This is a genomic window from Helicobacter jaachi (genome assembly GCF_000763135.2).
GTDB classification, from domain to species: domain Bacteria; phylum Campylobacterota; class Campylobacteria; order Campylobacterales; family Helicobacteraceae; genus Helicobacter_C; species Helicobacter_C jaachi.
On the sequence record NZ_JRPR02000025.1, the window covers coordinates 1 to 1,846 of the forward strand.

2 protein-coding genes are annotated in these 1,846 nt (G+C 37.5%); one reads left to right on the plus strand and one right to left on the minus strand.

From position 1 onward, the window contains the following. Positions 1-89: 89 nt before the first annotated feature. Positions 90-377: a hypothetical protein gene (locus LS71_RS09355; RefSeq protein WP_138109935.1), complete on the minus strand. Its 288-nt coding sequence runs from the start codon at positions 375-377 to the stop codon at positions 90-92. Positions 378-565: 188 nt separating this feature from the next. Between LS71_RS09355 and LS71_RS09360 the strand changes: the two genes are divergently transcribed. Next, on the plus strand, positions 566-1,846 hold a 1,281-nt coding region (locus tag LS71_RS09360), incomplete at its 3' end, for a cache domain-containing protein (protein ID WP_138109936.1).

The following is a 1,846-nucleotide window of genomic DNA, read 5'->3' on the forward strand; positions in this document are numbered from 1 at the left end:
TTGTGTTTATTTTGGATTAGTGTTTGTGTTTAATTTTGTTGTTTATAAAGTCTTTATGCATTGTGGGTTAGGTGATTTTCCTCTACTATTTAATTATGATCGGCGGGTACAATATAAGCCTTTGTGACGTCCGAAAGAAAGGATGATGTAGTTTGCAGGCGAGTATGTAGCAGCACTTCAGATTCTATACGCTCCAGCTCCTCATAATACTGCTTTTGAGCATTCAAAATCTCCTTAAATTTAAAGCCCAGCATTACAATCGTATAGAGTTCATTTTTGTTTTTTCGCCAGTTGTAAAGTGTTTTTGTGTCAATTTTTAGAATGCCTGCGATGTCCCTTTGTGAAAGCTTTGGAGATAATGATTTATGCTTTATCATGGGCTTCCCTTTTTGTTGTGAATTTTTCAGAATTTATGCGCAAAATTTATTAATTTTTAACAAAGGAAATAATGCTTTGAAACAAGCAAATATTGGCATTTCTTTCTTTGTTATTTTTTTATGATTTTTATTGAATAATCACGCACAAAAGTTGTTTGCACAATAAATAATTTTGGGAGGATAAAGGAATGTTGAGTAAAATGAGCATAGGCAGCAAAATCGTCCTATCAGTGTGTCTTGTTTTGGCATTTTGTATGGGTCTTTTGATAGTGGCATTAATTAGCACATCGCAGCATATTCAAGAAGATGATGCTAGAAAGCTTGTTGAAAATAGCGCAAAACGCACGAGTAACGCCATTGAGGGCTATATCAATGAAGGCTTTGTGTCGCTTAATTATTCGCAATATATTTTGAGCAATTACATTCATGATAAATCGCTCAATGAAAATATGGCAAAAAATATTCTCACCACGCTTTTAGATTCTAATCAGTGGGTGGAATATGGCTACATTTATCTTAAAAATAGTGCGCTTTTACCAGATAGCACAAGCGGACATAAGCTTAGTAATGGCGGCGTGATGATTGTAGGGCATGATGTGTCCTCAAAAGATACGGGTGATGTTAAGATTTTAAATGCCAATGAGGTTTTTTTAAATGATAGCGGTGTGCAGCATGCGCTTAAAAGTGGCAAGCCCTCTGTTGGCGGCCCTGTAAAAATTACCATTGATGGCGAAGAGATTTTATCTTTAAGCCTTAATTATCCTATTAAAGACGCAGATGGGAGCATTCAAGGTGTGATAGGCACGACATTAGATTTTGATATGATTGCAGAATCGCTTTTTGCCCAGCGCAGAAGCACATTTAAAAATGACTACCGTTCGCTTGTTACAGAAAATGGAGTGTTTCTCCTCCACCCAAGGAGCGAGTTTGTAGGCAAAAGCTTTATGGAGATTGCAGCCCTTAGGGATAATCCAACGATTAAACCAGTCGTTGAAGCTTTGGCTAAGCACGAATCAGGCGTGCATGAGATAGAAAATGCAGCGGGTGAAAATAGCATTATGGGTTTAGCCTCCTTTGAAATGGGGCGAAACCTCACAGGGCAATACTTAGGCGTGCTTGTGGTCGCTCCTACATCATCTGTGTATGCCTCTATGAGCATTATGAAAAAGATTATGGTCGCTGGCGTGCTTGGCTGCCTTATTACGGTATCGCTATTTGTGTTTGTGTATATTCGTATGACTATAGCTCGCAGAATCCAACACATCTCCCACACCCTCTTTGAATTCTTTAATTATCTTAATCATAAAACAAATACTCCTCCACAACCTCTAAAGATAATTGCTCAAGATGAGTTAGGACAAATGGGAAGTGCTATCAACCAAAACATAGAACAAACTAATAAAAACCTAGACCAAGATACTAAAGCTATTGAACAATCAGCACAAACAGCTAAAGAAATAGAATCTGGT

What these genes read in the sequence shown, in the direction of transcription:
- LS71_RS09355 (WP_138109935.1), bottom strand. Translation starts at nt 377, where the DNA reads ATGATAAAGCATAAATCATTATCTCCAAAGCTTTCACAAAGGGACATC.